This window comes from Pseudomonas sp. PARCl1 (assembly GCF_947311875.1).
In the GTDB taxonomy this organism is placed as follows: domain Bacteria; phylum Pseudomonadota; class Gammaproteobacteria; order Pseudomonadales; family Pseudomonadaceae; genus Aquipseudomonas; species Aquipseudomonas juntendi.
Map to the genome: position 1 here is coordinate 150,807 of NZ_CAMZMX010000002.1, position 23,855 is coordinate 174,661.

Sequence of the window (23,855 nt, forward strand, 5' to 3'; positions counted from 1 at the left end):
CGGTTGCCTGAAGGTCGTTGCCGTGGGGGGCTCAACCCAGGGCGGGGGTGCGCGGCGGCACGATGCGGCGCGAACCGGTCGCTTCAAAGGCGGCCGCAAAGGTCAGCAGGGCATTGTCGCTGTAGGCCCGCCCGGCGAAGGTCAGGCCCACCGGCATGCCGATGTCGGCCATGACGCCCATCGGTACGGTCACGGTCGGTACGCCAAGGTGGCGGATCGCCAGGTTGCCATTGGCCACCCATACGCCGTTGCTCCAGGCGATGTCCGCCGATACCGGGTTGACGTCGGCATCGGCCGGGCCGACATCGGCCACGGTGGGGAACAGCACGGCGTCCAGGCCTTGGGCGTCCATCCAGTCTTCCAGGTCCAGCTTGCGGGTCCGCTCCAGGCCGCGCAGCCCATCGGGCAGGGTCTCGATCTGGTCCCAGGTTTTCAGGCCACGCTTGGCCATGTTGACGTATTCGTCCATGCCGGCTGCAAGGTCGTCTTCGCGGTTGGGCAGGGTGCCCGGGTCGTGCGGGAAAATCTGAGGCCCATCGACATCCGCCAGACGGTTGAGCTTGGGGTCGCCATTGGCGCGCAGGAAATCATCGAAGCCCCAGCCCGACAGCTCCCACAACTCGTCGTGCAGGAATTCCTTGCTGACGATGCCGCGGTTGTACACCGTGGGTGCGCCGGGGCGGTCCCCTTCGCAGTTGGACACCAGCGGGAAATCGACTTCCTCCACTTGCGCGCCGGCCGCTTCCAGGGCCTGACGGGCCTGTTGCCACAGGGCGATAACGCTCGCGCGGGTGTGGATGCGCTGGCCGGTAGGGCCCCCGATACCGGGCTTTTGCGAAGTGCCGGCTGCGTCGTCGGCATTGATGTACATGCGCGGCACGCCGAAGCGTTTGCCCTTGAGGGCGCCGGCATCGGCGGCCAGGTCCAGGTACGACGCCGGGCGCACCGCCGAGGCCGCGGGGATCGGCACCCAGGGCTGCAGGCGCCACAGGTCGCCACGCTTGTCGGGGTCATCGGCGACCACCACGTCGAGTACTTCCAGCAGGTCGGCCATGGTGCGCGCATAGGGCACCACCACATCCATGGTCGGGGTCAGCGGCCAGTTGCCGCGCACCGAAATCACCCCACGCGAGGGCGTGTAGGCGCACAGGCCATTGTTCGAGGCGGGGCCGCGGCCACTGGACCAGGTTTCTTCGGCCAGGCCGAAGGCGCTGAAACTGGCGGCGGTAGCCGTGCCGGCGCCGTTGGACGAGCCCGAGGCGAACGGCGCGGTCAGGTAATGGGCGTTGTACGGGCTTTCGGCGCGGCCATACACACCGCGCTGCATGCCCCCGTTGGCCATGGGCGGCATGTTGGTCTTGCCCAGGCATATGGCCCCGGCGGCGCGCAGGCGCTCGATGGTGAAAGCGTCGCGCTGGGCCACCAGGTCTTTGAAGGCCGGGCTGCCCGATGCCGCAGTCAGGCCTTTGACCAGGTAGCTGTCCTTGGCAGTGTAGGGAATGCCGTCCAGCGGGCTCAGCAGCTGGCCTTTGGCGCGGCGGGCATCGGAGGCCTCGGCTTCTTGCAGCGCCTGCGGGTTGCGCACCACTACGGCGTTCAGGGCGGTGGCCGTGTCGGCGCCGTCGTAGGCATCAATGCGGGCCAGGTAGGCCTTGACCAGCTCGACCGCCGTCGTGCGGCCCGATTCGAGCGCGTCGCGCAGCTCGGCAATGGAAACCTCGGTTACCTCGATCATGCGTTCACCAAACAATGTACAGGTGGGGGCTATTGCGGGGAGTGTACAAGAAGGGCTACGCGGACGCAGGTTTGCGCAGGGGCAAACGGTTTTGTGCAGGTGGGCATTGTCATGCCCGAGTACGCGGCGGGCATTGGCAGCGGCGGCCCTGTATCACCACAGGGCCACCTTCGGCGTGCGTTGTATCAGTTGTCCAGATCCGCAGCCGAATGCCGTTCAGGCACCTGGCTGGCTTCGTCGCCCCAGGTGCGGTTCACCCGGGTGCCGCGTTGCACTGCCTTGCGCTGGGCAATCTCTTGGGCCCAGCGCTGTACGTTCGGGTACTCGTGCACCGCCAGGAACTCTGCTGCGCCGTACAGGTTGCCCAGTACCAACTGGCCGTACCAGGGCCATACGGCAATATCGGCGATGCTGTATGCCTCACCGCCCAGGTAGCGGCTTTCGGCCAGGCGCCGGTCAAGCACATCGAGCTGACGCTTGGCTTCCATGGTGAAGCGGTTGATGGCGTACTCGAACTTCTCCGGCGCGTACACATAGAAATGACCGAAGCCGCCACCCAGGTAGGGCGCCGCTCCCATCTGCCAGAACAGCCAGTTCAGGCACTCGGTGCGGGCAGCAGGCGCTGTCGGCAGCAGGGCGCCGAACTTTTCTGCCAGGTACAACAGGATCGAGCCGGACTCGAAGACTCGCACCGGTGGTTCCTGGCTGCAGTCGAGCAGTGCGGGGATCTTGGAGTTGGGGTTGACCTTGACGAAGCCGCTGGAAAACTGGTCGCCTTCGCCGATGCGGATCAGCCAGGCATCGTATTCCGCGCCAGCGTGGCCGAGTTCAAGCAGCTCTTCCAGGGCAATGGTGACCTTCACGCCGTTGGGTGTGGCCAGCGAATACAGCTGCAGCGGTTGCTTGCCCTTGGGCAGGTCCTTGTCGTGGGTAGGGCCGGCGACAGGGCGGTTGATGCTGGCGAACTGGCCCCCGGATGCAGCGTCAGGGCGCCAGACCTTGGGTGGCACGTAGGTAGGTTTGCTCATGCATGAAACTCCTTCAAGGGCGCTGAAGCGGTCAGATAAAACCGTTGACCGTCATCTATGCCACGGGTTCGCCGCCAGGTGCAAATGCAGGGTGCGCGTGCAGGCCTGGCATAACGCTGGTTTCATCCAGTTTTCATGCGGCGCCTGCGGGGCCAGGCCTATGCTGGGTTATCGCATTGCCACGCAAGGAGCCGCTGGCTGATGAATCTCCCCCGTTGCGTGTTGGCGCTGGCGCTGTGCGCCTGCCTGCTGGCCCATGCCGAGGCTGCGCAATGGGCAGCAGGGCTGCATCACATGACCCTGACCGACCCGGTCGATAACCGGCCCATGCAGGCGCTGGCGTTCTACCCAGCGCTGGGCCCGGCCCGCAGTAGCCGTATCGATGGCTACCCGCTCGACGTGGCCGAAGAGGCCCCCATCGCCATGGGGCGCTTCCCGCTGTTGGTGCTGTCGCACGGCAATACCGGCAGCCCGCTGGCGTTGCATTATCTGGCTACGGCGTTGGCGCGCGCAGGGTTCGTGGTGGTGGCGGTGGTCCACCCCGGGGACAACACCCGCGACCACAGCCGCCTGGGCACCCTGAGCAATCTGTATGGCCGGCCGTTGCAGCTCAGCGCCGCGATCACTGCGGCCCGCGCAGACGGCGTGGTGGGCCCGTACCTGACGGACGGCAAGGTGGGTGTGATCGGCTACTCGGCGGGTGGTGAAACGGCGTTGATCTTGTCTGGCGCGCATCCGGACCTGGAGCGCTTGCGCCAGTACTGCTTGGAACGCCCGAACGACGCCGACGCCTGCAAGACCCACGGCATATTGATAGCCGACCGCAGTGAGCTTGGCCCCAAGGCCGACCCGCGTGTCGGCGCGGTGATGTTGATGGCGCCGCTCAGCCTGCTGTTCGGGCGGCATGCCCTGGCCGGGGTGCAGGTGCCGGCATTGATCTACAGCGGCGACAGCGACCAGTTGGTGGCCGTGGACCGCAACGCCGCAGCGCTGGCCCGCAAGCTGCCAGTCACACCGGATTACCGGCTGTTGGCCGGTGCCGGGCATTTTGTGTTCATGGCCCGTTGCGATGCCGAGCAATACCAGCGCATGCCGGTGCTGTGCAAGGATGCCGAAGGCGTTGACCGTCGGCATATCCACCACTCACTGCAACGTGAAACCGCAGCGTTCTTCAGCGAGGCGCTGGGGGCGCCGCAATTGGCCGAGCGCTCAGCGGCCACGGCCACGCCGCGCCAGTAGCAGCGTCAGCCCAACGCCGGCCAATGCCAGCAGGGCGGCCACGCAGAAGATCGAGGCATAGCCCAGGTGCGCGGCAACCGCCCCCATTACCGGCCCGGCGAGGGCCAGGGCCATGTCGAAGAACACCGCGTAGGCGCTCAGCCCGGCACCCCGGCTGCTGCTGGGTACCTGCCTGATGGCTTCGACCCCCAGTGCCGGGTACACCAGCGACAGCCCAAAGCCGGTCAGCCCGGCACCCAGCAACGCCCACGGTGGTGAGGGCGCCAGCCACAGCAGGCCAAGGCCGAGCACTTCGGTGGCCATGCAGGCGACCGCGACGTTGTAGCCACCAAAGCGGTTGACCGCGTTGACGAACAGCAGCCGGGAGATGATGAAGCACACGCCAAACGCGCTCAGGCACCAGGCTGCTCCGGCCCAGCCACGCTCAAGGTAATACAGGGTGACAAAGGTGGTCAGGGTGCCGTACCCGATGGAAGCCAGGGTCAGGCCAACACCACACGGCGCCACCCGGCCGAACGCCGACCAGAAGGGCAGGCGCTCGCCGCGCGTCACCGCCACGTCGGGGCGTTTGCGCAGCACCAGCAGGGCAATGGCTGCCAACCCCAGCAGCGCCGGGCCCAGCACGCTGAAGCCCAGCCCGTCCACGGCCAGCACACCCACCGGCGCGCCGATGGCGATGGCACCGTAAGAGGCGATGCCGTTCCATGAAATGACCCGGGCGGTGTGTTCAGGGCCGACCTGGCTGATTCCCCAGCTCAGGGTCGCCACGCCGATCAACCCTTGGGCTATGCCCAGCAGCAGGCGCCCGGCAAGCAGTAGGCCCAGGCTGAGGATTGGCAGGTTCAGCGCCCAGGCGGACAGCAGGGTCAGCACACCGCAGCCGGCGATACCCAGCAGGCCATAGCGTATTGCCCGCTTGCCGCCCAGGGTATCGGCCACCCTGCCGGCTAATGGCCGGCTGAGCAGGGTGGCCAGGTATTGCAAGGCGATGGTCACGCCCGCTATCACGGCGCCGAAGCCCAGCTGATCGTGCACATGGCTGGGCAGTACCGCAATCGGCAGGCCGATGCAGAGGAAGGCAATGAAGGTGTAGAAGACGATCGACAGGATTTGCAGGGTTATGTGCAAGCTATCACTGGGGGGAGCAGGTTGTTGCGCGGTCATGGGCTCGTTCGCGGGCGGGCGGTTGGGCGTGAACCCATCATGGCCGTTGCGCGAAGGAAATGAAAGCAGGCTAACGAATTTTTCGTGGAGAGGCCTGCGCTGTGGCGCAAGGCCTGGCCGCCGAAGGCGGCCAGGCCTTACCGCTCAATCAGACCAATACACCCTGGCTACGCAGGTAGTCGTCGTAGGTACCGCTGAAGTCCACCACGCCATCGGCCGAGAGCTCGATGATGCGGGTAGCCAGCGACGAAACGAATTCGCGGTCGTGGCTGACGAACAGCAGGGTGCCTGGGTAGTTTTCCAGCGCCAGGTTGAGTGCTTCGATCGACTCCATGTCCAGGTGGTTGGTCGGTTCGTCCATCACCAGCACGTTGGGTTTTTGCAGGATCAGCTTGCCGAACAGCATGCGGCCTTGTTCACCACCGGAAATCACCTTCACCGACTTGAGGATCTCGTCGTTGGAGAACAGCATGCGCCCCAGGGTGCCGCGGATCACCTGCTCGCCGGATGTCCACTGGCCCATCCAGTCGAACAGGGTCATGTCGTCTTCGAAGTCGTGGGCGTGGTCTTGCGCGTAGTAGCCGACTTCGGCGCTGTCGGTCCACTTCACCGAACCGGCATCCGGGGCCATTTCGCCGACCAGGGTGCGCAGCAGGGTGGTCTTGCCGATACCGTTCGGGCCGATGATCGCCACGCGCTCACCCGCTTCCACGGTAAGGTCGAAGTTCTTGAACAGCACCTTGTCATCGAAGGCTTTGGCCATTTTCTCGACGACCACGGCCTGGCGGTGCAGCTTCTTGGTCTGCTCGAAGCGAATGAACGGGCTGACGCGGCTGGACGGTTTCACCTCGGCCAGCTGGATCTTGTCGATCTGCTTGGCGCGCGAAGTGGCCTGCTTGGCTTTCGAAGCGTTGGCCGAGAAGCGGCTGACGAAGGTCTGCAGTTCGGCGATCTGGGCTTTCTTCTTGGCGTTGTCCGCCAACAATTGCTCGCGCGACTGGGTGGCGGCCGTCATGTACTCGTCGTAGTTGCCCGGGAACAGGCGCAGCTCGCCGTAGTCCAGGTCAGCCATGTGGGTGCACACGCTGTTGAGGAAGTGGCGGTCGTGGGAAATGATGATCATGGTGCTGTTACGCGCCGTGAGGATCGTTTCGAGCCAGCGGATGGTGTTGATGTCCAGGTGGTTGGTCGGTTCGTCGAGCAGCAGCACGTCCGGGTCCGAGAACAGCGCCTGGGCCAGCAGCACACGCAGCTTCCAGCCAGGGGCCACTTCGCTCATCGGGCCGAAGTGCTGCTCCAGCGGAATACCCAGGCCCAGCAGCAGTTCGCCGGCGCGCGACTCGGCGGTGTAGCCGTCCATTTCGGCGAATTCGGTTTCCAGTTCGGCGACGGCCATGCCGTCTTCCTCGGACATTTCCGGCAGCGAGTAGATACGGTCGCGCTCAGCCTTGACCTTCCACAGCTGGCCGTGGCCCATGATCACCGTGTCGATGACGGTGAATTCCTCGTAGGCGAACTGGTCCTGGCGCAGCTTGCCCAGGCGGGTGTTGGGTTCGAGCATGACCTGGCCACCCGAAGGCTCCAGGTCACCGCCGAGGATCTTCATGAAAGTCGACTTGCCGCAGCCGTTGGCGCCGATCAGGCCGTAGCGGTTGCCGTTGTTGAATTTGACAGAAACGTTTTCGAACAGCGGCTTGGAGCCGAACTGCATGGTGATGTTGGCGGTGGAGATCAAGGAGCTTACCTATCAATAACTTACGTGGCTTCTTCGCAGCTGCGGACCAATTTGGGACCAGTCTGGCGCTTTTCCAGTTCTGACCAGTGGTTGGACGAGTCAATCCAGCGCGCATAAGTCGATAAGAGCATCTGCACGCCATGCCCGAGCTGTTGGGCGATAAATGTGGGGTTGAGACCAGACATTGAGCGTATTGTCGCATAGGTGTGGCGGCAGTTATACGGGGGCGGTACCTGATCCCCAAACCTGCGAAGATCGGCCGCCATGGTTGATGCCGGTCCGACGTGACAGTTCCCCACTTGAAGGATGACTTGATGAATTCCAACCACAGCGTCTATGCCGTCGATCATATTGGCTTCGCCGTCAGCTCACTGGAAGAAGCCATTCGCTTCTGGACAATCGGGCTTGGTTTCACGCTCGAACGCCAGTCGGAAATGGGAGGACCATTCATTCTCGATGTAACCGGCACCGACGACCCGAAGGTGCGAACGGCGATAGTGAAAGGGCCGGATGGCAGCCGAGTGGAGTTGCTGGAATATTCGCAGGGTGCCCGCCACGGTGTCACTCCGCCTACGGCATCTGCGATTGGCTCAGCGCATCTGGCATTGAGCGTGCAAGACATGCACGCCGTACTCGGTCGCATCGAGCAAGCGGGCTGGCAGGCCAGGGGTACGCCTCAACCGATTCCCGCCGGCCCACGCAAGGGTACGCTGGTGGTGTATGTGACCGGGCCAGATAACATTACGCTGGAGCTGATGCAGGCGGCTGAGTAGCGGGCTGCGAACAGACTCCCGTATCTCAGGCCATTGATCGTGATGATGGGCAACCTAGCCAACGGTAATGCCGCCATCGGGCATAAGCGTGCGCATTGGGCCGAGAAAGGCAATGGTGATCGGCTGCTCCCGATCCAATGCAGACACTTGATACCGGCGGCGCTTAGCAACCCATCGGTCATCCAGGTACGATGCCGGCATGCACTAGTGCCGCGATAATAAACGGAGACTTTTTCTCCAGATACTCAGCCATCCCACCTGTATTGCTCGACTCAAGTTGGAGCTTCAGTGCTTCATACTGCTGGCGCATCGAGGCATCGCATCTAAGCAAATCTCTGAACCCCACCATCTGGGTGATCGCAAGGTGTCCACTGACACAAGCGTGGAGCTTGTGCGTGCGAATCCCATTCACATTACGTCGATAGAAATGATGCCCTTCCGATAAGTCGCTTCCTCGCACATATCCCAGGCCCATCAACACCTCGTCCCGCGCCGAGGCGTTGCTATGATCGTGAACCTCGATGAGCACATCGATCTCAGGCTTCGCCGCGAGCCCTGGAACGGAGGTACTTCCAATATGCTGTATGGCAATCAGTTCATCGCCAAAGGCCGAAGCGATGAGTGGCTTGTCTGCCAGAAAGCGGGTGGGCCAAGTGGGGTCATAGGGGATGATCTTGCTGGTCAGTGCCATTTCCGTTCCTTGGAGGCTAGTACCTGATACTCCGAATGTTCCCTCAATACTTGTGAATTCGCCAGCCACTGATAACGATACCCCGGCCATACGGCAATTTAGTAGATCCAATTCGAATCTGAGCGAGGTTGGGTAGCCGTCCTGTCTAGCGTGTACTTCTGGCCGACTGCCGCCCCATGCGAAGGGCTGCAATGGGTCGATAGCGCCTGGTTGATGACGCTCGGAGCTCTTGGCCAAAACCGCTCAAGGCCTGGGTCGTTCAGGAATGCCTTCAATTCGGCGCAACCATGGCGAGAAACGCCCTCAGCCCAGCCGCTTCTCCATAACGATGGTGCGTTCCGCCCCATGAAACACGTCGCGGATTTTTTCATACCCCAACGCGGTATAAAACGCTTCAGCCGTAATTGACGATGGCACACGTACAGCCTCAACGCCTGCACTGGCAGCAGCTGTATGAATGACATCCATCAAATGCCGCCCGATACCGCGTTTCTGGCGGGCCGGGTCAACGAAAACACTCCTGACCACCTCGCCGTCAAGACCGGCAGTGCCAACAATGTCGTCGCCGAACAAAGCTACAAAAACCTTACGCTTCGTAAGCTCCCTGGAGATGGCTTCAGGGGAAAAGCTTACGAGCTGTCGGCGGCCACTCGCGGTACGCCAGCCAATAAAGGTATGGGCCACATCTGAATCTGGCATTTCATCTGCGCGCGCACAGCTGATTAGCATCGTCGATGTCTTTCTGTCGACGAGAACAATAACGTGAACCTTGGATCGATCATTACCCGAAGTGCCCGCTACTGGGCGGACCACATCGCCGTGGCGGTCAGCCAGACGCGCCTGACCTACGCGCAGTTGGAACGGCGCAGCAACCGCCTGGCGTGCGCGCTGGGTACGCTTGGCGTGGGCGTTGGCGAGCATGTGGCGATTCTTGCCGCCAAACGCGTGGAACTGGTCGAAGCGGAAGTGGCGCTGTACAAGGCGGCGATGGTCAGGGTGCCGATCAATGCGCGGCTGTCGGTGGATGAAGTGGTGCGGGTACTGGAAGGCTCCTGCACTGTCGCACTGATCACCCGATGCGCACTTTGCCGTTCAGCGTGGGCGCCAACTTCTAGTGCAGCCTGGCGGCAAACACCGTGCTCGGCGGCTTCAGACTGCAGCCTGCCTGAACTGCTCGATCGTAGCGATCAGGCGGTCTGGCTGGTTGTAGAGGTCTGGCCCGCTGAAGGCATGCATGCGCTGGTCGAGCTCGACCAGCAACAGCGGCACACCATTTGCGCCCGCTTTGCGCATCAGTGCCTGCGCTTCGGTGAAGCGGGCCGAGGTTTGGCTGGCCAGTCGCGCTTGCTGGGTAAGCGCCGCGAGCAGTGCCTGCGTATCGGCCGTGAAACCCACCTGGCCCAGGAAGTTGGCAGTGCAGGCCGCCACTACGTCGGGCGACGAGGTATCAAGGCCATCCACGTAGCGCGCTGTTTGCAGTGCCGCGTACAGCTTTGGCTCCAGCGTCTTGCCGTACCCTCGGGCGAGGGTAAGCGCACGGCTGACCGGCATTGAGTCGAACCGCAGCGAGCGGCCACCGAGAATCTGCTTGAAATACAACTCGCTGAAAGGCTGGCCGGTGAGTGAAGCGATTCGCAAGTCGTTGGCCCGGGCGAAGTGGGCAAACTCAGCGTTTATCTGCCGTGCACCTGGCCCTGCGAAAAGCCCTGTAGGGTGCATCTCCAGCTCACCGGCGAAGCGCTCTGCCAGGTGCCTCAGCGTGTCGGCGCTGGCATAGCACCAACCACAGAGCGGGTCGAACAGAAAGTGCAATTTCATAGCGGCCATCGTCAGGCTCCTTGAATGTGATGGCGCCAGGCTATTCGATTGGTATGCGCGGAAATAGGCGATTACAGCGCATAGATTATTGCGCAAACCGGGCAAATGCGGTTCGAAAACCTGCCTGTCGCAGCCGAGCCTTTTCCCGAAAACGGTGCACGGCTTCAGCCGCCCCAGCCCCCTGCTGGGCAGCGCCGCACCATGGCTGAACTTTTGCCGGCGTTGATGGCTCTGAGCCATTCCCACAGCGCATTGTGCGCTGCGGCGTCTCAGAGACCCTGTCATGTTTTCCGATGAATTCCTGGTTGCTTATGTCGTGGTCGAGGTGGTGCTGGTCGTGGCGGCTTTTGCTATCGGCGTTCACCTGACCGAGCGCTAAGGCATACAAAAAGCTGCGTGATCGATGGTTTTTTCGGAACTATCCATCTGCATCCTGTATGGTGCCGGTTTAAGGCTTCGAAAGTGGATCGGCTTCGCGCTCAATGTCGTTCAGCAAGCACTACAGGCAGCTTGATCTGCAGTCCACTATGCTCTCAGGCAGCATGGACTGGTTGGTTTTATCAGCGCAATGTCGACCGAAATCGGGATATGTATGACTGTACAGCAGCGTAACAATGTACATATCGAGGGTGACGGCCCGGCTACCCTGATTCTGTCTCACGGTTTTGGCTGCGACCAGTCGATGTGGAAGGCGTTGTCGCCGCATTTCATTCCACACATGCGTGTCATCACCTACGATCTGGTCGGTGCTGGGCAGTCCGATCTCGCTGCCTACGACAGAGCGAAATACTCGACCCTGTTGGGCTATGCCGATGACCTGAACGCAATCATCGATGATTTCGGCCAGGGCCCGGTCATTATTGCGGGGCATTCGGTCAGTGCCATGATCGGTGTGCTGGCCGAGCTACGGCAGCCAGGCAGAATCGCGGGGCTGGTGTTGATCGGGGGGTCGCCTTGTTACATCGACTCGGACGGTTACAACGGCGGCTTCAGCCAGGAGGATGTGCTGGGGCTGCTGTCGATGATCGATGAGAATTACCTGGGCTGGTCCAGCACCATGGCGCCTGTGCTGATGGGTGCGTCGGGTGAGCCCGCGATGCAGGAAGAATTGGCCAGCAGCTTCCGTCGCACCAACGCGGAGATCGCCCGGCATTTCGCCCGCGTGATCTTCTTGTCTGACCACCGCGAGGATGTGAAAGGCTTGAATGTGCCGACGCTGATCCTGCAGAGCAGAGTGGACCCGGTAGTTCCAGTGGCCGTGGGCGAGTACCTGGAAAGGGTGATGCCCAGCAGCCAGCTTGTACTGGTGGACAACATGGGCCATTACCCGCAGCTCAGCGCCTCCAGCGCCTGCGCCGCGGCCATGGACGGGTTTTTCGCCCGCCTGGGGCTGGGCCGTGAATGATCCGACCGTGATGTTCGACGCGTCTTACTTCGAGCATGCGCCTTGCGGCCTGGTCGTCATGGAGGCGGACGGCACACTGCTGCGCTGCAACGCCACCTTTGGCAACTGGCTGGGGTATGACGTAGCGCAGTTGAAACAGCGCAGTTTCGATCAGTTGCTGACCACCGTGGGCCGTACCTTCCAGCTTACCCACTGGGGGCCTTTGCTGAACTTGCAGGGCTCGATTTCAGAGGTGAAGGTCGGCCTGCGTCACCGCGATGGTCATGTGGTGGCCATGCTGCTCAATGCCGTGCGCCGTGAAACCGCTGAAGGGGTTCGCTTTCAGCTGGCCTTGTTTAGTACCAGCGAGCGTGATCGCAACGAGCACACGGTGTTTCAGGCCATGCAACGGGCCGAGGAACTGCTGGCGCAAAAAATCAGCGCCGAGCATGCCCTGCAGCGCGCACAGGACGACCTGGCCCTGGCCTACGCCGAGGCCCAGCGGCGTGCGCTACTGGCCGAGCAGATGGTGGCGGTTGCCAGCCATGATTTGAAAAACCCCATGACCGCTATCCGGATGGCCACCGAACTGCTGGGGCGTGATGCCCAGGGCGAGCGGGCCCGGCGCCTGTTGGGCAGCATCAACACATCGGCCGAGCGCGCGCAGCGCATGATCGTCGACCTGCTGGATTTCGCCTCGGTCAGGCTAGGCCAGGGCATCAGCATCAAGCGTCAGCGAGTCGACCTGTTGCGGGTGGTGGATCAATGTGTCAGCGAGCTGAGGATCACCTTCAGCCACGCCAGCATTCGTCATCTTTCCCGCGGGCAGGCCATGTTCGAAGTGGATCAGGACAGGCTGCAGCAAATGATCGGCAACCTGGTCGCCAATAGCGTTGCCTACGGTGACTTGCGCCAGCCGATTACGGTGACCACTGACTGTTTTGCGGACAGCGTGCTGATCAGTGTGCACAACCACGGCCCCGCCATCGCCGAAGCAGTGATACCCACGTTGTACGAGCCAATGACGCGCGGCAGCGACCGCCAGGAAGGGCTGCGGTCCATCGGCCTTGGTCTGTTCATTGTCAAGGAAGTTGCCCACGCCCACGGCGGGCACATCTCCATGACCTCCAATGCCGTGTACGGCACTACCTTCATGGTTCAGTTGTACAAGGAGCGCCCGGCCACTGAGGCGTAGTCACTTCTGACCTGTCAGTTTTTCCGAGTGAGACTCGGTAGTATGATGGCGCAAAGACAATTAAAAAGGCGGCTTACCTGGTAGTACGTTCTCGGTTTCTCGTGGGGGTAACAGGAGCGTGTCGCATGATGAAATTCCAATCGCTGGCAGGCGCTGTGTTGATGGTTGGGGTAAGTACCCTGTTGTTGGCAGGCTGTGCCCATGATGGTGATGTGCGCGACAGTCATGACAACACTTACGGGACCACCGCGAAAAGCCCACCCACGTACCTGGGTTGCGTCAGAAGCGAACTTCCAGCCCAGGTGAAAACCTATGAAATCCAGAGTAGCGACTCGGTCAGGCTGTTCGTTGAAAGCACCGATCCTGACAAGGCCGATGGCCTTGTCGAGTTGAAGGGGCAAGGGCCCCAGCGCCAATACGCGGCCTACCAGCGTGACGCCTGGTACGACCACGGCAGGCTGCTTGATGCCGCTCTGCTGTGCTCGAAAGCTTGATTGCCCACGCGCTTTGAAACCACGAACCAGCGCCTGCGGTACCTGCGGGAGCTGGCTGACCTGCGATGGGCTGCCCAGCAGCCCCTTAACGGGTGATACAGCATTACGCACTATTAAAGCAGTTTGAATGGAGAGCAGCGGGTGGAAGCAAGAAGCGTTGTCGCCGAAATGTTCATTGGAATCCCGACGCATTTCTGGGTATTGCCGGTGGCCGGCCTGGTAGCCTATTACGGTTTGAAATGGTCGGTCAGGTTCGGCAGCCGGGCCGCCCTGTTGCAAGTATCGACTTACCTGTTGTTGCTGGCACTGGCAGTGCTGCCCAATGGTATCTATGCGCTGTTTCCGCCAGCGCCTGATCCTGATGTGCTGCTCAACAACGCGCCGTTGCCCAATTATGCAGGCCGTTTTTATCTGGACGCATTCTACGTTTTCAGCGGCTGGGCACTCAGTAAAGTCGTGAAGCTCAAGTTTCGCTAGGCTGGCGCTGCGGCCAGCTTTCACCTGCGCGCTCGCCGCCGTCCATTCTCGCAGCAACGGCGCGCAGTTGCTCCGCAACCCCATCAATAGCGCGCACGTGCGCGGTGACATCGATGTCGCCTGGCGAACTGCCGCGAGCCAGCATGAAGCGCACATGGCCACTCATGGCCTGGCTAAGCTGGTCCAGGTGCTCTGCTGTCCTGACCAGATCTGACTTGATGGTGCGAAGCGTTTCCATAATGCGGGGCCTGATTGTCTGATGCTGTTGCGCCTGGGGTCAGCAAAGGCCGGCCTGAGTGATCAGGCCTCATCCAGCAACAGTTCCGGATCGAAGAAGAACGAGGCCAGCAGCACCGCGGTGATTACGCCCGATGCGTCGGCAATGAACAATAGCAGGGCGCTGACGTCGCCCGGAGTGAGGTGGTTCCTCAGGGCGAAGTCCACGCCGTGCGGGAACGCGGCGATCATCAGCAGCATGGTGGCTAGCAAGCCAGAAAGCAACTTCAGATAGGCGCGTCCGAACGCCAGCCCAAAAGCCCAGAACACCAGGATGCAGAGGACAGCCAAGCCAGTGGCGGTTGCATATTGGGTGAGTAGTTCCAGCCACCAGAGCATGGCAATCTCCTGAACGAAGCGAGCACTGAGTCAAGGTAAGTGAACAGGGCCAGCCCGAATCTGCGCTGCCTGTTGCTCATCAGAAGCGGAGCGGATTCAATTCGTTCCGTTGTTAGACGCAAATAATCGCTGTGATGCGCTGCCGTTGAACAACAGGCTACTCAATGCAAGACCTTTGGTTGATTGGTCAGTCGGTATCGGTCTCGTTAGAATGCAGCATATCCATACGAGTCAATTGCAAATGCATACTTTTCGTATTTTTATCAGTTCATTGTTAATCGCCGGCCTCGCCGGTTGTGCGACGCCTGGCAAGCCGACGGCCAGCAAGCTCAGTTCGAAAAAGCCCCAGGAATATGCGGCCTGCGTGTTGCCGAAATGGCAGGCTGTGGCCCCGCAAGCCACGCAGAAATCGATTGCCCACGGCTATCGGCTGACGGCATCCAGTGCCGTGGCCAGTGACGATGTACTGGAGGTGATCGATTCAGGCGAAGGCAGCCGTGCTACGTTCTACAAAGGCAGTTTCTTGTCCGGGGACAAGTTGCGCCAGGCGGCCAAGGAATGCCTGGACTGAAACAGCGCCGAGCGCGGCTGGGTCCTTTCAGACCGCGCCAGGTTTCAACCGGGCTTACGATTGCTTGATCAGTTTGCGCCCGGCCCCTCGGCGTACCACACTGCATATCCAGCGCTTGCCGCAGCGATAGGGCGCACGGATGAAGGTAAGGTCCGCGATGCGCCGCGCCCCCTGAGCCTTGAGTGCCTGGGCGAGCTGGGCGAGCGTTTCTGCCACGATGGTCATGGTTCACCTCATGAATTGACTGCATTCATAATTCTCGACCCATCAGAAGAACGCGTGACTCAGTTCGATTAGGGTTAATCACAAAGTGATAGTGTGGACGCCTCAGTCCGCCCGTCCGGTGCGGATCAGTGCCGGCTGGGCAGTTACCCGAGCAAGAAAGCGGATGCGCCACAGACGGTAGAGACTTACAGTGGCGGCATCGCAATCTGCAGGAGCCCGCTGATGTCCAGCGCATTCACCATGATGCAATCGCCTGTCGGCACGCTTACCCTGGTAGCGCGCGGCGATCGCCTGGCAGCCGTGCTGTGGGAGAACGAGCGCGAAAACCGCGTGCGCCTGGGCGCACTGCACAGTGACGATCAATGCCCGGTGCTGCTGGAAACCGCTCGCCAACTAGGTGAGTACTTCAGCGGCAAGCGCCGACAGTTCGAGCTGCCGCTGGATTTTGCCGGTACCGGGTTCCAGCGCCAGGTGTGGGCCGCGTTGCTGGCCATACCCTTCGGTGAAACCCGCAGCTACGCCGAAATTGCCCGGCAGGTCGGCAACCCCGGTGCGGTGCGTGCGGTGGGCGCGGCCAATGGCCGCAATCCCATCTCGATCATCGCGCCTTGCCACCGGGTCATCGGTTCATCAGGCAACTTGACCGGGTTTGCCGGCGGGCTGGCGGCCAAGCAATACCTGCTGGCGCTGGAAGGGCGGCAGAGCCTGGCGCTGGACCTGTAGCGGTTCAACCGAACCAGCTGGCGATCAGGCAAGCCAGCACCGCCAGTACCGAACCTGCCATCAGGGTGTAGTGCCGGTGGGCCCGCCGCGCAGCCTGTTGCACTTCACGCAGGTAGGCGCCGGGTGTCGGCGCATCGGGCCGGTGACGCAAATGCTCGGCCACGTCGGCCATTTGCCCCCGAATGATCAGGCCGGTCAGGTAGTAGGCACACGCATAGCTGAGCAGGGCCAGTACGAAATAGGTCATACCGGGTCCAGTGGCAGGGCAATGGCATTGGCCTGGCGGGTATCGACGATGAGGCCTTCGCCGATGCAGTTTGCCAGCAGCGCCGGCATGGCCGCCTGGCGTACCACACTGGGCTCATAGCCGGTCAGCGACAACTCGGGAAACACCACCAGTTCGGCGCCAAGCGCTGCAGCCTGTTCGATGCAGGCCAGATGGCGCTGCAGGTTGGCTGAGACCTCGCCTTTGAGCGATGCCAGTTGGACGGCGCACAGCTTCATGTAAACCCTTCCCTGGTAAAGGTTGAAGCCGCCAGCATACTATCGGCCACGACGCCTGTACCAGTGAAGGGGCGTTCAGCGAGCACAAGGGGCGAAAGTGGCCCGCGACCTGCGCGCTTGGAGCAGGTTGTGCCATGCTGTTCATCAAGGGCGCGATGCGTGCGGGGGGAGGCCGGGTCCGTCAGCCTTTCATCCCTGCCTGGGCAGCGTCAGCAGAGGAACAGTGAGATGGGACGGTTACGGCGCATGATCGCCAACCTGCGGGGCCGCGACCTGGCAGTGGGCGATATTCACGGCCATTTCCAGCGCCTGCAGCAATGCCTGGATGCGGTGGGTTTCGACCCCGCCGTGGACCGCCTGTTCAGCGTGGGCGACCTGGTCGACCGCGGGCCAGACAACGAGGCGGCCCTGGAGTGGCTGGCCAAGCCTTGGTTTCATGCCGTGCAAGGCAATCATGAGGCCTTGGCCATTACCCGCGTGCGGGGTGGGAAACTGGACCTGGCCATGTACCGCGAAGCTGGCGGCGGTTGGTTCATCGACCTGCCGCGGGCCGAGCAACTGCGCTTCGTCGAACGTTTCGAGCAACTGCCGATTGCGATCGAGGTTGAAAGTGCGGCAGGCCTGGTCGGCCTGCTGCATGCCGACAGCCCGACTGCCGATTGGCTGCAATTGAGAACGTGGCTGGAGCTGCTGGATGACCCCAAAGTCAGGCAAGTATGCCAGTGGTCGCGGCGGCGACTCAGGGCTGGCGATACCGAGCCGGTGCAAGGCCTGCGCGCCTTGCTGGTGGGCCACACGCCGGTGCCGCAGGCCACGCTGCTGGGCAACGTCTGGCACCTGGACACCGGCGGCTGGGCCAGCGGCCACTTCACCTTGGTGGACATGCGCAGCCTGAAGCTGGTCAGCCCCAGGCCAGGTGTAACAGCACCGCCGCGCCCAAGAGCACCAGCATGATCCCGGAGCTGCGTTCCAGCCACGGCAGCCAGCGCGCGAAGCGCCGCAGTACCCGCTGGTTGCCGATGGCCACGGCGATCAGCAGGTCCCACAGCAGCACCACACCGAACATCCACAGCGCGCAAGCGGCTTTCCAGCCGACACTGGCGCTGCCCACCATACTGGCCAGGCTTGCGTAGAACAGTGCGTTCTTGGGGTTGAGAAGGGCAGACAGCAAACCCATGCCCAGCCCCTGCCACCACCCTGGCCCAGTGTGCTTGCCAACGGCCGCAGTCAGGCGGGTATGCCCTGCATGGCGCAGGAACAGCATACCGATGTACACCAGGTAGACGGCACCGACCAGCTGCAGGCTGGCAAACAATGGGCTGCCTTCCTGGAGCATCGACAAGCCGGTGAAGGCCACGGTGATGAACGCACCATTGGCCAGGGCGATACCCAGGCACACGCCGCTGGCGCTACGCCAGCCGCTGCTGACCGACGTGCGTGCGACCAGGAAGAAGTCCGGGCCTGGCGATAGCAGTGCAAGAAAATGGGCGAGGGCGACGATCAGGAATATTTGCATGGGCCGGGCTGCTCTGCGGGAAAAGCCGCAGTCTGCTGCCGGGCTGGCATGGCGTATTGAAGAATATTGCAGGGGCCCCATGGGTCATCCTCGCGGCTGTGCACCTTCAAGCGCCGCGATACTGCCCCGGTGTCACCCCCACATGAGCCTTGAACACCCGCTGGAAATGGCTCTGGTCGGCAAACCCCAACCGGTAGGCCACCTCTGCCAGTGCCTGCCCTTTGCCCAGCAGCTGCCGCCCAAGGTTGACCCTGGCGTTGAGCAGGTAAGCATGGGGGGTGAAACCCGTGGCTGCACGAAATGCCCGAATCAACTGATAGCGCCCAAGCCCGGCCTCCCGCGCCAGTACCGCCAGGCTCAACTGTGCCGGATCCTGGGCTTCGATCCGTGCGATCAAGCCGCTCAAGGCCGTCGCCGCCAATGCCGGTGCCGGTGCCAGAGGCGGCTGTGCGGCAAAGTCCAGGTCCCCGAGAAAGGCGACCAGCGCCGCGTCTTTCTCTGCATTGCTGGCGGTGGAGAACAGCAGGCCGTTCAGCTCGCAGAATTGTTGGTACAGCAGTGCCTCCCGGCAGATACGCGCAGGTGCACCAGCCCCGCCGTCACCCAGTTCCGACTCCAGGCGCAGTTGCGACAGCCAGCGGGCATCCACATGCAGCATCTGGTAGCTCCAGGCATAGCCGGGTGCGGGGTTGCAGGCATGCACGCGCTGGGGCGGTACCAGCACCAGGGTTCCAGGTGTCAACCGCGCCTGCCCGCCGGCAGCTCCGCTGAACAGGCTGAGGCCAGCATCCACTGCGCCGATGGAGAATGTCGGGTGGCTGTGGGCTTTGTAGCAGGCGCGGCTATGGCAGGCGCGCCGGCTTTCCACATGTGGCAGGTTCGGGTCGCGCCACAGTGCGGCGTGGGTACGGGGCATTATGCGCTCCTCGGGGTTGTCGGCAGGGTAACAGCTGCAAGGCACCTGTACAGTTTTTATCGCTGGCTGTCACTTGACTGAATGGCACCGGGCCCGCCGAAATAGGCGCCTGCTGCCAAAGGAAAACAACAATGGACTTATCGAGCCTGCTGCTCTTCATCCCCGCCTGCTTCGCCCTGAACATGGCCCCGGGGCCGAACAACCTGCTGTCGCTGCACAACGCCAGCCGCTACGGGCTGCGCACCGCCTGTGTGGCCGGTGCCGGGCGCATTCTGGCGTTCAGTGGCATGATTGCGCTGGCGGCCATGGGCCTGGCGGTGGTGCTGCATACCAGTGAATATCTGTTTCTGGCCATCAAAGTGGTGGGCGCGGGTTACCTGTTCTACATTGCCTGGCAACTGTGGCGGGCTCCGGTGGGCGTGGCTGCGAGCACCGGCGGTGAGCTGCGGGGCATGTGGCACCTGGCGCGGCAGGAATGCTTCGTAGCGGCCGGCAACCCGAAGGCGATCCTGATTTTCACTGCGTTCCTGCCGCAGTTCGTAACCGTCGACAGTCGTATGCCGGTCAGTGAGCAGTTCCTCTGGCTGGGAGCGCTGTTCCTGGTGCTGGAATGGGCAGCGATCGCCCTCTATGCAGGCCTTGGCGCCTACCTGCAGCGCTGGTTCAGCCAGCCAGGTCCGCGGCGCCTGTTCAACCGGGTCAGCGCCTCGCTGTTGGGTTGCGCTGGCCTCGGCCTACTGGTGGCGCGTCGCTAGCGTTCAACCCGGGTAGTAAGCTGTAAATGTCAGGTGGCACAGGGCCAGTGCGTTAGTCGCGGTAGAAGGTTTGCACCAGGTGATAGCCGAACTTGCTCTTGATCGGGCCGTGTACCACGCGCAGGGGCTTCTTGAAGATGACCTGGTCGATGGCGCCGACCATTTGCCCTGGGCGGACTTCACCCAAGTCGCCGCCCCGTTTGCCGGACGGGCAAGTCGAGAACTTTTTCGCCAGCACGTCGAACGCCTCGCCATTGGCGATACGCTGCTTGAGCTTTTCGGCTTCGTCAGCGGTCTTGACCAGAATATGGCGGGCTTGAGCTTTCATGGATTACCTGTGCTTCGGGGGGGGCGAAAAGCGCGCATTATGCCTGATTGCTGCGCGTTTGTGGCCTTTCACCCAGGCCCGTGGGCGGTGCTATCGCACCGCTGATAGCGCATCGGCCAGCAGCCGTTCGGCGGCAAACACCGGCAAAAACCGGTGCCAACCACCGCGGGAGCCTGCGTCACTGGGCCAACCAGCCCCCGTCAACGTTCCAGGCGGCACCACGCACCTGGCTACCCGCTTCGCTGCACAGGAAAAGCACAAGCTCGCCCAGGTGCTGCGGGGTAACGAAGGCCAGCGAAGGTTGCTTTTCCGCCAGCAGGTCATGCTGCGCCTGCAGCGCATCGCCACCGTTGGCGGCACGGTCATCGATCTGTTGCTGCACCAGCGGGGTCAGCACCCAGCCCGGGCAAATGGCGTTGCAGGTGACAGGGCTGGTGGCGGTTTCCAGGCCCACGACCTTGGTCAGGCCCACTACGCCATGCTTGGCGGCCACGTACGCCGCCTTGCCGGTCGAACCGACCAGGCCATGCACAGAGGCAATGTTGATGATGCGCCCCCAATTGCGCGTGCGCATGCCCGGCAGCGCCAGGCGTGTGCCATGGAAGACCGCCGACAGGTTGAGCGCGATGATCTTGTCCCAGCTTTGCACCGGAAACCGTTCGACCGGGGCCACATGCTGGATACCAGCGTTGTTGACCAGGATGTCGACGCCGCCGAACTCGCGCTCGGCCACGGCGAACAATGCCTCGATCTGGGCCACCTCGGCCAGGTCGGCCGGGTGATGGATGGCTTTTACCCCATGCCGGGCAATTTCCGCCAGGGCGGGTGCCGGGTCGCCAAAACCGTTGAGGACGATGTTGGCACCGGCCCGGGCCAGTACCTGGGCGATACCCAGGCCGATGCCGCTGGTCGAGCCGGTCACGAGTGCAGTCTTGCCGTTGAGGGTCATGCAGTGCTCCTTAGACAATGCCAGTGGCGTAGAACGTGGCAATTACCACGAACACTGCCAGGGTCTTGATCAGGGTAATACCGAAAATGTCCTTGTAGGCTTCCCGGTGGGTCAGGCCGGTGACTGCCAGCAGGGTGATCACCGCGCCGTTGTGCGGCAGGGTGTCCATGCCGCCGCTGGCCATGGCCGCTACCCGGTGCAGCACCTCGAGCGGAATGTTGGCGGCATGGGCGGCGGCGATGAAGGTGTCACCCATGGCGGCCAGCGCAATACTCATGCCGCCCGAGGCAGAGCCGGTGATACCGGCCAACAGGGTGACGGTGATGGCTTCATTGACCAGGGGGTTGGGGATGCCGCGCAGGGCATCGGCCAGCACCAGGAAGCCAGGCAGCGAGGCGATCACTGCGCCAAAGCCATACTCCGAGGCCGTGTTCATGGCTGCCAGCAAGGCGCCGCCGACAGCACTTTTGGTGCCTTCGGCCAAACGGCTGCGGATGGCGCCGAAGGCACATGCCAGCACCATCAGGATGCCGACCAGCAATGCTGCCTGTACCGCCCAGATGGCGGTCAGCTTGGTCACGTCGCTGTTCACTGGGGCACTCATGCCGGGCAGTTGCAAGCTGTGGCTGGCGCCGTACCACTGCGGGATCCAGTGGGTGAACAGCAGGTTCATCACCCCCACCAGCATCAACGGGGATATCGCCAGCCAGGGGTTGGGCAACCTCAGGTCGGCAGCGGTTTCCGGTTCGTTGCGCAAGTCGGTGCCATACCCTTCACCGGCACGCTGGGCTTTGTTGCGCTGGCGCTGCAGGTAGGCCATGCCGGTGCAGAACACGAACAGTGTGCCGATCAGGCCCAGCCAGGGTGCGGCCCAGGCGGTGGTGTTGAAAAAGGTGCTGGGGATGATGTTCTGGATCTGCGGGGTACCGGGCAGGGCGTCCATGGTGAATGAAAACGCCCCCAAGGCAATGGTGGCCGGGATCAGCCGTTTGGGGATGTTGCTCTGGCGGAACATCTCGGCCGCAAACGGGTATACCGCAAATACCACCACGAACAGCGAGACGCCGCCGTAGGTCAGCAACGCACAGACCAGCACGATCACCAGCATGGCCTGGCGGGTGCCGAGCAGGCGGATGGCAGCGGCCACGATCGAGCGGGAAAAGCCGGACAGCTCGATCAGTTTGCCGAACACCGCACCCAGCAGGAACACCGGGAAATACAGCTTGATGAAGCCCACCATTTTTTCCATGAAAACCCCGGTGAAGGCGGGGGCAACGGCGGACGGGTCAGTGAGCAGAACGGCGCCGAGGGCCGCGATAGGGGCGAACAGTATGACGCTGTAGCCGCGGTAGGCGGCCAGCATCAGCAGGGCCAGCGCGGCAAGGGCGATGAGCACGGTCATCGTGTTTCTCCTGGGTGAGTCTTGTTGTTATCGATTTGCAGGAGAAAGCGGATATCGTGCCAATTTTTAACTTATTGATTTACATGAAGTTTTTATTATTTGCAGTGTTTCAGTCTCTGTTTTGAGATTTTGTTGTTCAAGCGCCCGCACCATCTCCTCCCAGATTTGCACGCTGCCTGTCTGCACAACCGAGCTTGTTAGGCTATCTCTAAAAAGAGACAAAAGTCTCTTCTTAGAGACCAAGCGCCACCATCTTCTTGTACAGGGTAGAGCGCCCCAGCCCCAGCGCCTTTGCCGCCTGCGGCACGTTGCCGGCATGGTCCGCCAACGCCCCGGCGATCAGTGAGCGCTCGAATGCCTCGCACGCCTCGCGGTAGGTCTGGCGCACCGGTGCCGCCGACAGCGGACTCAACGGCCCCAACGCCGCACGCAAGTCCGCCACCCCCAGGCGTGGTTGATCGGCCAGCAAGGTCGCCCGCTCCAGCACGTTGCGCAGTTCACGGATATTCCCCGGCCAGGCATGGCGTGCCAGCAGTTGCTGCGCCTCGGTTTCCAGCTCGTACTGGCTGCCCAGCTCTGCCAGCACGGCCTCGCATAACGCCGGCAGGTCCTCCAGCCGCTGCCGCAGCGGGGGTACTTCGATCGGTAACACGTTCAGCCGGTAGTACAGGTCGGCGCGGAAGGCGCCGCGGGCCATGGCCGCCTGCAGGTCGATGGACGTGGCCGCAATGATGCGCACGTCGCTGCGCAGCATCTGGTTCGACCCCACCGGCTCGTATTCCTTTTCCTGCAGCACCCGCAGCAGCTTGCTTTGCAAGGCCAGCGGCATGTCGCCGATTTCATCGAGGAACAATGTGCCGCCTTCGGCCAGTTGCAGCTTGCCGCTGCGGCCTTTGCGGTCCGCCCCGGTAAAGGCACCGGGCGCGGTGCCGAAGAACTCGGCCTCCAGCAGTGTTTCCGGGATGGCGGCGCTGTTGATGCTGACGAACGCTTTGTGGGCCCGGGCCGAGGCGGCGTGGATGGCGTGCGCCAGCAACTCCTTGCCCGTGCCCGTCTCGCCCAGCAACAGCACCGGCGAGTCACTGCCTGCACCGCGCCGCGCACGGCGCTTGGCTTCCAGGCTGGCAGCGCTGCTGCCAACGAACTGCGCAAAGCTGTACTTGGCCTGGCGGGCGCGCAGTTGCGAGCGGGTCGAGGCAAGTTCCTGCTGCATGCTCGAATAACGCTTGAGCAACGGCGACAGGCTACGCAACTGATCGAACAGGGCAAAACCGATGGCGCCGATCAGCGCGCCCTTGTCGTCGTGGATAGGCAGGCGCATGACCACCAACGGCTCGTTCGGCGTGTCCAGCATGTCCAGCAGGATAGGCCGGCCATTGCTCACCACCTCGCGCATCAGGCTACCGGGGATCACTGCTTCGCAGGGCTGGCCAATCGCACTGGCCGCGTCGGCCAGGCCAAAGCGCCGGGCATAGCGTTCGTTCATCCAGGCGATACGCGCCTGGCGGTCGACGATCACCGTACCCTCGCTGGACTGTTCGATGATCTCGAACAACGAGCGGATCGCCAGTTGCCGAACGTGGGGGTAGTCCTTGAGGCTGTCGCTGTCGTGCATGGA

At 62.6% G+C, this 23,855-nt stretch carries 27 protein-coding genes and 3 pseudogenes; 11 read left to right on the forward strand and 19 right to left on the reverse strand.

What is annotated here, in order from left to right:
- Window positions 1-31: 31 nt before the first annotated feature.
- A complete protein-coding gene (locus QME24_RS01870) occupies window positions 32-1,735 on the reverse strand; it encodes an amidase (RefSeq protein WP_161892565.1) in 1,704 nt (567 codons plus the stop codon).
- Window positions 1,736-1,920: 185 nt separating this feature from the next.
- A complete protein-coding gene (gene yghU / locus QME24_RS01875) occupies window positions 1,921-2,763 on the reverse strand; it encodes a glutathione-dependent disulfide-bond oxidoreductase (protein WP_235767764.1) in 843 nt (280 codons plus the stop codon).
- A 201-nt stretch (window positions 2,764-2,964) separates the two neighbouring features.
- Between yghU and QME24_RS01880 the strand changes: the two genes are divergently transcribed.
- On the forward strand, window positions 2,965-4,002 hold the full coding sequence (locus QME24_RS01880) for a dienelactone hydrolase (RefSeq protein ID WP_054903977.1): 1,038 nt from the start codon (window positions 2,965-2,967) through the stop codon (window positions 4,000-4,002).
- Here the strand turns inward: QME24_RS01880 and QME24_RS01885 are convergent.
- The 3 genes and pseudogenes from QME24_RS01885 to QME24_RS01895 all read right to left on the reverse strand — a co-directional run.
- Window positions 3,973-5,166, reverse strand: coding sequence for an MFS transporter (locus QME24_RS01885; RefSeq protein ID WP_054903978.1), 1,194 nt, complete (start codon window positions 5,164-5,166; stop codon window positions 3,973-3,975). The genes QME24_RS01880 and QME24_RS01885 overlap by 30 nt on opposite strands.
- 148 nt (window positions 5,167-5,314) lie before the next feature.
- A complete protein-coding gene (locus QME24_RS01890) occupies window positions 5,315-6,901 on the reverse strand; it encodes an ABC-F family ATPase (protein WP_054903979.1) in 1,587 nt (528 codons plus the stop codon).
- Between the two features lie 20 nt (window positions 6,902-6,921).
- A pseudogene (locus QME24_RS01895) lies at window positions 6,922-7,187 on the reverse strand (site-specific integrase); the annotation flags it as partial.
- Between the two features lie 28 nt (window positions 7,188-7,215).
- On the opposite strand from QME24_RS01895, the gene QME24_RS01900 reads away from it, so the two are divergent.
- Window positions 7,216-7,674, forward strand: a complete 459-nt coding sequence (locus tag QME24_RS01900; RefSeq protein ID WP_280091909.1) for a VOC family protein — start codon at window positions 7,216-7,218, stop codon at window positions 7,672-7,674.
- Window positions 7,675-7,852: 178 nt separating this feature from the next.
- Here the strand turns inward: QME24_RS01900 and QME24_RS01905 are convergent, their stop codons facing one another.
- Together QME24_RS01905 and QME24_RS01910 are read right to left on the reverse strand one after the other, a co-directional pair.
- Window positions 7,853-8,365 (reverse strand): GrpB family protein, encoded by a 513-nt coding sequence (locus QME24_RS01905; protein ID WP_125855629.1) that lies wholly within the window; start codon window positions 8,363-8,365, stop codon window positions 7,853-7,855.
- A 303-nt stretch (window positions 8,366-8,668) separates the two neighbouring features.
- A complete protein-coding gene (locus QME24_RS01910; protein WP_247722066.1) occupies window positions 8,669-9,049 on the reverse strand; it encodes a GNAT family N-acetyltransferase in 381 nt (126 codons plus the stop codon).
- Window positions 9,050-9,127: 78 nt separating this feature from the next.
- Between QME24_RS01910 and QME24_RS01915 the strand changes: the two are divergent.
- A pseudogene (locus QME24_RS01915) lies at window positions 9,128-9,439 on the forward strand (AMP-binding protein); the annotation flags it as partial.
- A gap of 75 nt (window positions 9,440-9,514) precedes the next feature.
- On the opposite strand, the gene QME24_RS01920 reads toward QME24_RS01915, so the two are convergent.
- Window positions 9,515-10,192, reverse strand: coding sequence for a DsbA family protein (locus QME24_RS01920; RefSeq protein WP_054904477.1), 678 nt, complete (start codon window positions 10,190-10,192; stop codon window positions 9,515-9,517).
- Between the two features lie 583 nt (window positions 10,193-10,775).
- Between QME24_RS01920 and QME24_RS01925 the strand changes: the two genes are divergently transcribed.
- The 4 genes from QME24_RS01925 to QME24_RS01940 all read left to right on the forward strand — a co-directional run bounded on the left by QME24_RS01925 (window position 10,776) and on the right by QME24_RS01940 (window position 13,733).
- A complete protein-coding gene (locus tag QME24_RS01925) occupies window positions 10,776-11,588 on the forward strand; it encodes an alpha/beta hydrolase (protein WP_054904476.1) in 813 nt (270 codons plus the stop codon).
- Between the two features lie 10 nt (window positions 11,589-11,598).
- Entirely contained in the window at window positions 11,599-12,762 is a 1,164-nt protein-coding gene (locus QME24_RS01930) for a PAS domain-containing sensor histidine kinase (protein WP_192441797.1), read from the forward strand.
- Window positions 12,763-12,887: 125 nt separating this feature from the next.
- Window positions 12,888-13,256, forward strand: coding sequence for a hypothetical protein (locus QME24_RS01935; protein WP_054904474.1), 369 nt, complete (start codon window positions 12,888-12,890; stop codon window positions 13,254-13,256).
- A gap of 168 nt (window positions 13,257-13,424) precedes the next feature.
- Window positions 13,425-13,733 carry a hypothetical protein gene (locus QME24_RS01940; protein WP_280091126.1) on the forward strand — a complete coding sequence of 103 codons (309 nt, stop codon included), beginning with the start codon at window positions 13,425-13,427 and terminating at the stop codon, window positions 13,731-13,733.
- Here QME24_RS01940 and QME24_RS01945 read toward each other — a convergent pair.
- Both QME24_RS01945 and QME24_RS01950 read right to left on the reverse strand, forming a co-directional pair.
- Complete coding sequence (locus QME24_RS01945; protein WP_054904472.1) at window positions 13,720-13,971, reverse strand: hypothetical protein; 252 nt, start codon at window positions 13,969-13,971, stop codon at window positions 13,720-13,722. The two genes, QME24_RS01940 and QME24_RS01945, sit on opposite strands and share 14 nt — an antisense overlap.
- A 62-nt stretch (window positions 13,972-14,033) precedes the next feature.
- Complete coding sequence (locus QME24_RS01950) at window positions 14,034-14,348, reverse strand: hypothetical protein (RefSeq protein WP_054904471.1); 315 nt, start codon at window positions 14,346-14,348, stop codon at window positions 14,034-14,036.
- A gap of 211 nt (window positions 14,349-14,559) precedes the next feature.
- Between QME24_RS01950 and QME24_RS01955 the strand changes: the two genes are divergently transcribed.
- Window positions 14,560-14,919 (forward strand): hypothetical protein, encoded by a 360-nt coding sequence (locus QME24_RS01955; RefSeq protein ID WP_054904470.1) that lies wholly within the window; start codon window positions 14,560-14,562, stop codon window positions 14,917-14,919.
- Window positions 14,920-14,973: 54 nt separating this feature from the next.
- On the opposite strand, the gene QME24_RS01960 is transcribed toward QME24_RS01955, so the two are convergent.
- Window positions 14,974-15,144, reverse strand: coding sequence for a hypothetical protein (locus QME24_RS01960; protein WP_009686627.1), 171 nt, complete (start codon window positions 15,142-15,144; stop codon window positions 14,974-14,976).
- 222 nt (window positions 15,145-15,366) lie between these two features.
- On the opposite strand from QME24_RS01960, the gene QME24_RS01965 reads away from it, so the two are divergent.
- Window positions 15,367-15,867 carry a methylated-DNA--[protein]-cysteine S-methyltransferase gene (locus QME24_RS01965; protein ID WP_054904469.1) on the forward strand — a complete coding sequence of 167 codons (501 nt, stop codon included), beginning with the start codon at window positions 15,367-15,369 and terminating at the stop codon, window positions 15,865-15,867.
- Between the two features lie 4 nt (window positions 15,868-15,871).
- Here QME24_RS01965 and QME24_RS01970 read toward each other — a convergent pair whose 3' ends face one another.
- Both QME24_RS01970 and QME24_RS01975 read right to left on the reverse strand, forming a co-directional pair.
- Window positions 15,872-16,114, reverse strand: a complete 243-nt coding sequence (locus QME24_RS01970) for a hypothetical protein (RefSeq protein WP_009686629.1) — start codon at window positions 16,112-16,114, stop codon at window positions 15,872-15,874.
- An 83-nt stretch (window positions 16,115-16,197) separates the two neighbouring features.
- A pseudogene (locus QME24_RS01975) lies at window positions 16,198-16,371 on the reverse strand (nitrilase-related carbon-nitrogen hydrolase); the annotation flags it as partial.
- A gap of 228 nt (window positions 16,372-16,599) precedes the next feature.
- Between QME24_RS01975 and QME24_RS01980 the strand changes: the two are divergent.
- A complete protein-coding gene (locus QME24_RS01980) occupies window positions 16,600-17,325 on the forward strand; it encodes a metallophosphoesterase (protein ID WP_054904467.1) in 726 nt (241 codons plus the stop codon).
- On the opposite strand, the gene QME24_RS01985 is transcribed toward QME24_RS01980, so the two are convergent.
- Together QME24_RS01985 and QME24_RS01990 are read right to left on the reverse strand one after the other, a co-directional pair.
- The gene (locus QME24_RS01985) at window positions 17,273-17,887 is read right to left on the reverse strand and encodes a LysE family translocator (RefSeq protein ID WP_054904466.1); all 615 of its coding nucleotides are present in this window, start codon (window positions 17,885-17,887) and stop codon (window positions 17,273-17,275) included. The two genes, QME24_RS01980 and QME24_RS01985, sit on opposite strands and share 53 nt — an antisense overlap.
- Before the next feature lie 106 nt (window positions 17,888-17,993).
- Window positions 17,994-18,803, reverse strand: a complete 810-nt coding sequence (locus QME24_RS01990) for an AraC family transcriptional regulator (RefSeq protein ID WP_154211015.1) — start codon at window positions 18,801-18,803, stop codon at window positions 17,994-17,996.
- Between the two features lie 131 nt (window positions 18,804-18,934).
- On the opposite strand from QME24_RS01990, the gene QME24_RS01995 reads away from it, so the two are divergent.
- Window positions 18,935-19,558, forward strand: a complete 624-nt coding sequence (locus tag QME24_RS01995) for a LysE family translocator (RefSeq protein WP_009686636.1) — start codon at window positions 18,935-18,937, stop codon at window positions 19,556-19,558.
- A gap of 52 nt (window positions 19,559-19,610) precedes the next feature.
- Here QME24_RS01995 and QME24_RS02000 read toward each other — a convergent pair whose 3' ends face one another.
- The 4 genes from QME24_RS02000 to QME24_RS02015 all read right to left on the reverse strand — a co-directional run bounded on the left by QME24_RS02000 (window position 19,611) and on the right by QME24_RS02015 (window position 23,852).
- Window positions 19,611-19,886, reverse strand: a complete 276-nt coding sequence (locus QME24_RS02000) for a peptidylprolyl isomerase (RefSeq protein ID WP_009686637.1) — start codon at window positions 19,884-19,886, stop codon at window positions 19,611-19,613.
- A gap of 178 nt (window positions 19,887-20,064) precedes the next feature.
- Window positions 20,065-20,835, reverse strand: a complete 771-nt coding sequence (hbdH, locus tag QME24_RS02005; RefSeq protein WP_280091097.1) for a 3-hydroxybutyrate dehydrogenase — start codon at window positions 20,833-20,835, stop codon at window positions 20,065-20,067.
- 10 nt (window positions 20,836-20,845) lie between these two features.
- Entirely contained in the window at window positions 20,846-22,237 is a 1,392-nt protein-coding gene (locus QME24_RS02010; protein ID WP_054904462.1) for a GntP family permease, read from the reverse strand.
- Window positions 22,238-22,469: 232 nt separating this feature from the next.
- On the reverse strand, window positions 22,470-23,852 hold the full coding sequence (locus QME24_RS02015; RefSeq protein WP_192440159.1) for a sigma 54-interacting transcriptional regulator: 1,383 nt from the start codon (window positions 23,850-23,852) through the stop codon (window positions 22,470-22,472).
- Between the last annotated feature and the right edge of the window lie 3 nt (window positions 23,853-23,855).

What these genes read in the sequence shown, in the direction of transcription:
- QME24_RS01870 (WP_161892565.1), bottom strand. Translation starts at nt 1,735, where the DNA reads ATGATCGAGGTAACCGAGGTTTCCATTGCCGAGCTGCGCGACGCGCTC.
- yghU (WP_235767764.1), bottom strand. Translation starts at nt 2,763, where the DNA reads ATGAGCAAACCTACCTACGTGCCACCCAAGGTCTGGCGCCCTGACGCT.
- QME24_RS01880 (WP_054903977.1), top strand. Translation starts at nt 2,965, where the DNA reads ATGAATCTCCCCCGTTGCGTGTTGGCGCTGGCGCTGTGCGCCTGCCTG.
- QME24_RS01885 (WP_054903978.1), bottom strand. Translation starts at nt 5,166, where the DNA reads ATGACCGCGCAACAACCTGCTCCCCCCAGTGATAGCTTGCACATAACC.
- QME24_RS01900 (WP_280091909.1), top strand. Translation starts at nt 7,216, where the DNA reads ATGAATTCCAACCACAGCGTCTATGCCGTCGATCATATTGGCTTCGCC.
- QME24_RS01905 (WP_125855629.1), bottom strand. Translation starts at nt 8,365, where the DNA reads ATGGCACTGACCAGCAAGATCATCCCCTATGACCCCACTTGGCCCACC.
- QME24_RS01920 (WP_054904477.1), bottom strand. Translation starts at nt 10,192, where the DNA reads ATGGCCGCTATGAAATTGCACTTTCTGTTCGACCCGCTCTGTGGTTGG.
- QME24_RS01925 (WP_054904476.1), top strand. Translation starts at nt 10,776, where the DNA reads ATGACTGTACAGCAGCGTAACAATGTACATATCGAGGGTGACGGCCCG.
- QME24_RS01930 (WP_192441797.1), top strand. Translation starts at nt 11,599, where the DNA reads ATGTTCGACGCGTCTTACTTCGAGCATGCGCCTTGCGGCCTGGTCGTC.
- QME24_RS01935 (WP_054904474.1), top strand. Translation starts at nt 12,888, where the DNA reads ATGATGAAATTCCAATCGCTGGCAGGCGCTGTGTTGATGGTTGGGGTA.
- QME24_RS01940 (WP_280091126.1), top strand. Translation starts at nt 13,425, where the DNA reads ATGTTCATTGGAATCCCGACGCATTTCTGGGTATTGCCGGTGGCCGGC.
- QME24_RS01945 (WP_054904472.1), bottom strand. Translation starts at nt 13,971, where the DNA reads ATGGAAACGCTTCGCACCATCAAGTCAGATCTGGTCAGGACAGCAGAG.
- QME24_RS01950 (WP_054904471.1), bottom strand. Translation starts at nt 14,348, where the DNA reads ATGCTCTGGTGGCTGGAACTACTCACCCAATATGCAACCGCCACTGGC.
- QME24_RS01955 (WP_054904470.1), top strand. Translation starts at nt 14,560, where the DNA reads ATGCAGCATATCCATACGAGTCAATTGCAAATGCATACTTTTCGTATT.
- QME24_RS01960 (WP_009686627.1), bottom strand. Translation starts at nt 15,144, where the DNA reads ATGACCATCGTGGCAGAAACGCTCGCCCAGCTCGCCCAGGCACTCAAG.
- QME24_RS01965 (WP_054904469.1), top strand. Translation starts at nt 15,367, where the DNA reads ATGTCCAGCGCATTCACCATGATGCAATCGCCTGTCGGCACGCTTACC.
- QME24_RS01970 (WP_009686629.1), bottom strand. Translation starts at nt 16,114, where the DNA reads ATGACCTATTTCGTACTGGCCCTGCTCAGCTATGCGTGTGCCTACTAC.
- QME24_RS01980 (WP_054904467.1), top strand. Translation starts at nt 16,600, where the DNA reads ATGGGACGGTTACGGCGCATGATCGCCAACCTGCGGGGCCGCGACCTG.
- QME24_RS01985 (WP_054904466.1), bottom strand. Translation starts at nt 17,887, where the DNA reads ATGCAAATATTCCTGATCGTCGCCCTCGCCCATTTTCTTGCACTGCTA.
- QME24_RS01990 (WP_154211015.1), bottom strand. Translation starts at nt 18,803, where the DNA reads ATGCCCCGTACCCACGCCGCACTGTGGCGCGACCCGAACCTGCCACAT.
- QME24_RS01995 (WP_009686636.1), top strand. Translation starts at nt 18,935, where the DNA reads ATGGACTTATCGAGCCTGCTGCTCTTCATCCCCGCCTGCTTCGCCCTG.
- QME24_RS02000 (WP_009686637.1), bottom strand. Translation starts at nt 19,886, where the DNA reads ATGAAAGCTCAAGCCCGCCATATTCTGGTCAAGACCGCTGACGAAGCC.
- hbdH (WP_280091097.1), bottom strand. Translation starts at nt 20,835, where the DNA reads ATGACCCTCAACGGCAAGACTGCACTCGTGACCGGCTCGACCAGCGGC.
- QME24_RS02010 (WP_054904462.1), bottom strand. Translation starts at nt 22,237, where the DNA reads ATGACCGTGCTCATCGCCCTTGCCGCGCTGGCCCTGCTGATGCTGGCC.
- QME24_RS02015 (WP_192440159.1), bottom strand. Translation starts at nt 23,852, where the DNA reads ATGCACGACAGCGACAGCCTCAAGGACTACCCCCACGTTCGGCAACTG.